The sequence below is a fragment of the Nitrosomonas sp. Nm33 genome (assembly GCF_900107265.1).
Taxonomy (GTDB): Bacteria; Pseudomonadota; Gammaproteobacteria; order Burkholderiales; family Nitrosomonadaceae; genus Nitrosomonas.
In genome coordinates this window covers 1-6064 of the sequence record NZ_FNPJ01000107.1, presented here as the reverse complement: position 1 = coordinate 6064, position 6064 = coordinate 1, and the positions used below count along the sequence as shown (strand labels likewise).

The window sequence follows — 6064 nt, the reverse complement described above, 5'->3', positions numbered from 1 at the left end:
CTGCTTTTGCCAATGCAGGGCACACGCTTGAATATTTGCCGTCTTATTCTCCAGACTTTAATGACATTGAACCAAAATGGGCCCAGGCCAAAACAGTCAGAAAAAAGGAAGGATGCTCCATCGAGCAGCTCTTTACCGCTTATGCACTTTAAATCATTTTATATGGGATCAGCTATATTGGATTTGGGTCCGGACTACAGGCGACGAATACAGCGCTGAATTCCTGGCCGAGTTATAAACGGAATGTTGAGGTATTTCCCGCTCATACCGAAGTATTTCAGCTCTATCATGATGGATTATAAGAAAGAACTCTGACAGTTTTAATCTCACGTCCCTGAAGAAGCTGGATATCCCCGAGATTCTTACCAGTAGTGGTAATCCTCCATTGGTCGCACGGAAAAAGGGATTGTCGATGGCAATACAATAATAGAGTTCATCCACGTTCCTCTATTCACCTTCCAATTCCTGGGTGTATTCCGAGCCGGCTTCATTTAGCCAGGCTAAACGGCAAGTATCCGTAGCGAAACTCAACTGGTTAGCGGACACATCATATTAAATTTTGTGCTCAATAGCCCGTTATTCAGCTACTCGAATGAGACAGCAGCCTTTAGTTGAGCCGCCACAAATTCAACTGTCGTCGCCTCTATTACTATGTGTGTTTCAGCATGAATCAGCGCTTCCTGGGTTCTCAACTGAAGCTCCAGAACAGTAATATCCGCCTCGGAAGCATCCCTGCCTGCTGCGCTACGAGCTTGAACACGCTGCCTGAGCAATGCTTCCGGCACAGAAAAATCCAGGATATAAAATACTACTCCGCAACGCATAGCAATCTGCTGAAATAATTCGCGTTGCCAACGCGCAATAAAGGTGGCATCTACCAGCACATGCCAGCCCGCGCCAAGCAGTGTTTCGGCAAGTTTTGCTAAATAGTTATAAGTGCGCCGGGAAAATTCCCGACTGTAAATACCGCTCTCAACAGATGAAGCGCTTTTAGCCAGCGCATCCAGTCCAGCCAAGCGTTTGCGTTCAATGTCGGAGCGCAGGCTGATCATTTCAAACTGCATAGTGAGACTCTGGCTGAACACGGTTTTACCCGAGCCCGATAAGCCATGTGTAATCACCAGAATAGGTTTTGCTACCAGGGTAAGCCTGTCAGCCAACTGGAGATGATCCAGCCCTTGCTGCCTTTCGTATTCTGCCATTTCTGGAGACAATCCTGATTGAGTAGCACGAATAAAGGCTACTTTAGCGCGCACCATGGCACGATAAACCGCGTAGTAGCGCAAGAGCTTCATGCCTGCATAATCACCCGTGTGCTCCAGGTAGCGATTGAGAAAACGAGAAGCAAGATCATGATGGTTCCGATACAGTAAATCCATATAGCAAAAGGCGACCTCTGACATCACATCAATCCAGCGCAATGCCGGATTAAACTCGATGCAATCAAAAATCAACAATTTGCTTCCTTCCCAGGCCATATTACCAAGATGCAAATCACCATGGCATTCCCGTACATAGCCTTGCGCACGACGCAGCTCAAAATCTGGCAATAATCTGTTATGCTCAGCAGCACTCCATTGATGAACAGTCTCTAGCCATTGAAATCCTTCCGGCTTCTCTCCAACCTGTTTGATGATGTGTTCGAAGTTATGGGCAACCGGCTGCCAGATGGTTTCTGCCTTGCCCCATGGCGAATCCAGCAGTGCGAATGGGATATGCAAATGGAAATCTGCCAAGGTACTGGCAATCATGTCGACATGCTGCACCGATAATTGTGCCAGATCGTCGAGCCGGTCCAGGGTTGCTTCCGGATCGAACTGATCCATTTTGACGGCGTAATCCAGCACTGGACCTGGGCCATTGAGACGGGGTGCTGCCGGTTCCCCGTTAAAAGTAACAACTTCAAGATAAATATCTGGCGCCAGTCGGCGGTTAAGCCGCAACTCTTCTTCACAATAGAAGCGACGCTTGTCCAGCGTACTGAAATCAAGAAAGCCGAGATTCAGCGGTTTCTTTAGCTTGTAGACAAAATCACCCGTTAGCAGCACATGGGATATATGCGTCTCCACATACTGAATGCGCCTGACCGGGTGAGGATAACACGCCGGATCGAGCAGCGCTTCAATCATCTGCTTTTGTGCAATTTCTTCTTTCATGACGTTGTTACCATTTATTCATACTTTCCTTAGAGACTCGAATGTCCCTCATATGCATACATCTGCTCGCGCCTTTCCTGACAGCTCATACATCTCATGGCTGTCGGATAAGCCAGCAAACGTTGTAAACCAATTTCTTTGCCACACTCGATACATTCATTCATATTGCCTTTTTTGGTCTGCGCCAATTTACTTTCGATCTCGCGTAGCTCGTTGATTTGGCGATCTACCCGCACAATGTTCAGATCAACCAGCACATCAGCGAGCGAGAAGTCACAGCTATCACCCGGATCATTACCCATCATGGCAGCCAAGTATTGGTTCTCTCGCTCGTCGAGTTCATTGCGGACTTCTTCGAGCAAATCCTGCTGGCGTTCGCGTAATTTATTTTCAATCGATTCAATCTCGTTCTCCGTCAGTTGCGTCATGACTCACCCTCCTGCTTCCTTGGCTAAAAAATAATTATTTACTCTTAACAAAGAATGCGCCCAGAAAAATCACTTATTGGACTTCTGGAATCAGGTTTTAGTTTGACGTTCTCACCTTCTTTTTTTCCATTTACTTCACTGCCCGGCTCAAGATCTGATCTGTATGTGATTCCTTGCACGCTACTTGCTGGATACAAGATCGCATTTCAGGTGTTTAAGGATGGTGTAATCCTATGTTGTAGAGATGCCAACAGTTTGTTTTCCCATACATTTTCAATGTTGTTATAGATATCAGCGGATAAAGGCGTGGCATCACACGCAACTGCGAGGATATGACCAAGAGCGGATCGAAATAACCAACGATCGTGTGATCTGCTGAACCTCATCAAAGGCAAGTTTTAGTTCGGGTTTGCTGTTGTAGTATTTACGCTTGATGGTATTGCAGGTTTCACCTGACAATCTGGATGACACGCATGGTGAGCATCAACGCCTGGATGAAGCACTCAAGTTCAATGGGCCATTAGCAACGACCTTTAAGCCTGAAAAAAGAATTACGCAATATCCGGCATCAGCCAGATATTGCTTTAGCTCAAAAAGCACTTAACAAGTGGGTTAAGTTATTATATTTTTTGACGAATTTCTTCCATCTAATGCTTTCCTTATTTCACAGGTAAGGAAGAAAGCACAATCAGGTCACGTATAAAACTGATTACACTATCGCCCCAGATTTTATTGTGATCCGGTATTAGTTTGCCATCGACGTATATATTGAGATAGGGATTCAGGGGTTGCGTATTTCCCAGATGAATCAAATCCACATCTTCGAAATGCAAGGTACCTTCATGAGTTTGTTTTGACCAAGTGTTTTGCAGCTGACGGTAACTGAAATCACTGCCACGTAATTGTTTTGTGGTGGCAGGTACCAGCTCGTGAGTGAGATAGGGTTCGAAATGACCGATTGTATTGCGATCAGCTTCGCCTTCATCAATGAATATTTCTTTTGGTCCAGACGCAGTGCAATGATGCCGCTTGAGTGTTGTATGGGTTTCAAAAATGGTTGAGAAAAAACGGCCTATCGGAAAAGCATAACGAGTTGCATAATCTTTTTCCGAGGTCAGAACCGCCATACGCGGTAACTGGCTAGGAAAATAGTGACGGCAACTTTGTTGCGAGATGTCATAAAGGGTAGCAAAACGCATTGCTTCAAATGCCGGATTCATCAGTACCACCAGATCACCAAAACCCTTGGCATCATCGCTAAAGATTTTGTTCGGGCGACTATCAACAAAACGATCGGCCATCACTTGTTGCAAAGCTGTATACAGTACGGCACCACCAAAACTATGGCCAATGACGATGAAGCGACTATTACGGGGTTTGGGTACAATGGTTTCCATCCCGGTTTTAACATTAACAATTTCTTCCAGTCTTAGTAATAACTCGGTGACACCCTGCAAACCAACTTCATGAGCTGTATTTTTGCGCTCCCAGAATGTAGTTTCCTTGAGTACTGGAACTTCAATTGATTCACCGCGCCACCCTACGTACAAACCCAATATCTTGCGAGGGGTATGATTGTTAAGATTAGCACTGGCATTTTCAATGCGTGCAATTTTTTCCAGCAATTTTCGAAATTCCTGAATATTGTTGTCACCGGGTCTCGCATCATGATGCCAACCATGGATAAACAGAATCAGCAACACATCATCTTTTGCTGCAATAGGATAATAATTGTCGAGCACCGCTTCCATTTGTTTACGCTGATGTAACTGACCCTGATCATCAAATTCAACAAAGCCCAGGCGATATTCTGCTGCCTGGTCGGGTGCATGATGCTGGATGGCGCTTTGCGCACAATCATCCGATTGGTTAAATGTGCAAGGTGTAAAATCGGTTCGATAGGCGCCCTTTTGTGCACAGCCATTGATAATGAAAAAAACAGTAAAAACTAGAAAAAATCGAATACTTGATTTGCCTAAAATGGTAGTTGTGTTTTTTATCATTTTTTATCCTTAAGAATGAATCCACATTCTCTAATCTTAGTTTCGTGACCTGATTGATAATGAATATCCGGAATCAGGTTATGTCTATAACATCAATGCTAATCCCCGGAGATAAAGTAAGCGCATAACGGGACCTACCCCTAAATTTGATATTTTCACCCTTTATTTTCTGCCTTGTCACAAAAGCGTAGCTCACACTAAAATGCTCATTTATCTGGCCAGCTCGTGCCCCTTCAAATATACTTACAACATATTTTCATCGCGGATTTTATATCGATCGATGAAGTAACTCAACGATTTCAGGGAAGCTATTTTTGCTTTTTGGAATATTCTTGAATAATTGTTCAGCATAGAGTTTAAATTGCTTGCAACACCCAAATAAATCTGATTCTTCAACCGTTGGCAAGCACTGATCAATTTGATGCTGCGGTCAGAAGCATGTACATTAGTTGGGTCTACGATCTGAACTAGGGGCAGGCTTCGCATTGGTTGGAAGACTAGCTGTCATTATTCAAAACATCAGCATTTGTGTTCAAGGAAACTAACGAAATCGAAATAGCATAACGAAACTACTCTGTTTCATGATTTTTCTCCTCCATAATAGTAAGCCTCAGCTCCAATCTGTAAGTTTGGATCAAAATAAGACTGGAAATACCTCAGATAAGCATGAAACCAAAGCTCTCCTTATCTATTGCCTTGGCAAGCTACAGCGGCGAGCGTTACCTCCGTGAACAACTTGGCAGTATCGCACGTCAGACCCGGTTGCCAGATGAGTTGGTGATTTCTGATGATGCCTCAGTCGATACGACCTCAACTATTGTTCATGAATTCACACGAAGTGTTCCGTTTCCGGTACGTTTCTTGAGGAATAGCGAGCGACTCGGCTCGACACGCAATTTTGAAAACGCGATACGCGCCTGTCGTGGAGACATTATCTTTTTGTGTGACCAGGATGATAGCTGGTATCCAGACAAGATTGCGCGAATAGAACAGTATTTCATTAATAACCCCAACGCAGGAGCTGTATTCACGGATGGCGATGTAGTTAGTCGTCCCTGAAAAACCCTTTTTCTCAACTACTAAGTTGTAGGTTAGGCATATTGCCAATCAATAGCCGATTAATATTGATTCCCAAACGAGTACACAAAAGCGCCAGTTGGCACAGAATCTTGCGCAAGTTATAGCCAGAACCGCACAGTAAGGCATTCATGGCATCGCCTGCTGTGCCTTTCAAAAAGTTTCTCCCCAGACGCCCATCGTTTTTCATATGTCCGATCACGGGCTCCACCGCACTGCGCCGCTTGAGCTTCTTTTTGATCGCCACCGTGACGCCGCGCCTGGCTCCTGCTATCCATACTTTGACCGTATCCGTCACCGCGTGTCCTCTATAACCCCGATCCACATAAACTTCCTTTGGCGCAATACCCGTTAGTTTGTGAACTTGTTCCAAGGATGCTGTAAGCGTATGCCCATCGTA

6 protein-coding genes and 1 pseudogene are annotated in these 6064 nt (G+C 44.8%); 3 read left to right on the top strand and 4 right to left on the bottom strand.

Translation table 11 applies throughout. From position 1 onward, the window contains the following. Window positions 1-152, top strand: a 152-nt coding sequence (locus BLV54_RS17385; RefSeq protein WP_176969695.1) for a transposase, incomplete at its 5' end; no start/stop codon positions are given. Between the two features lie 432 nt (window positions 153-584). On the opposite strand, the gene BLV54_RS14215 is transcribed toward BLV54_RS17385, so the two are convergent. Further along, window positions 585-2156, bottom strand: coding sequence for a bifunctional aminoglycoside phosphotransferase/ATP-binding protein (locus BLV54_RS14215; protein WP_090572266.1), 1572 nt, complete (start codon window positions 2154-2156; stop codon window positions 585-587). A 29-nt stretch (window positions 2157-2185) separates the two neighbouring features. Next, window positions 2186-2584 (bottom strand): TraR/DksA family transcriptional regulator, encoded by a 399-nt coding sequence (locus tag BLV54_RS14210; protein WP_090572265.1) that lies wholly within the window; start codon window positions 2582-2584, stop codon window positions 2186-2188. 430 nt (window positions 2585-3014) lie between these two features. Between BLV54_RS14210 and BLV54_RS16275 the strand changes: the two genes are divergently transcribed. Then, window positions 3015-3188 carry a hypothetical protein gene (locus tag BLV54_RS16275; protein ID WP_176969791.1) on the top strand — a complete coding sequence of 58 codons (174 nt, stop codon included), beginning with the start codon at window positions 3015-3017 and terminating at the stop codon, window positions 3186-3188. 55 nt (window positions 3189-3243) lie between these two features. Here BLV54_RS16275 and BLV54_RS14205 read toward each other — a convergent pair whose 3' ends face one another. Further along, a complete protein-coding gene (locus tag BLV54_RS14205; RefSeq protein WP_218132418.1) occupies window positions 3244-4587 on the bottom strand; it encodes an esterase in 1344 nt (447 codons plus the stop codon). 666 nt (window positions 4588-5253) lie between these two features. Between BLV54_RS14205 and BLV54_RS14195 the strand changes: the two genes are divergently transcribed. After that, window positions 5254-5646 carry a glycosyltransferase gene (locus tag BLV54_RS14195; protein WP_090572263.1) on the top strand — a complete coding sequence of 131 codons (393 nt, stop codon included), beginning with the start codon at window positions 5254-5256 and terminating at the stop codon, window positions 5644-5646. An 85-nt stretch (window positions 5647-5731) separates the two neighbouring features. On the opposite strand, the pseudogene BLV54_RS16270 reads toward BLV54_RS14195, so the two are convergent. Then, window positions 5732-6064: pseudogene (locus BLV54_RS16270) on the bottom strand (IS5/IS1182 family transposase); the annotation flags it as partial.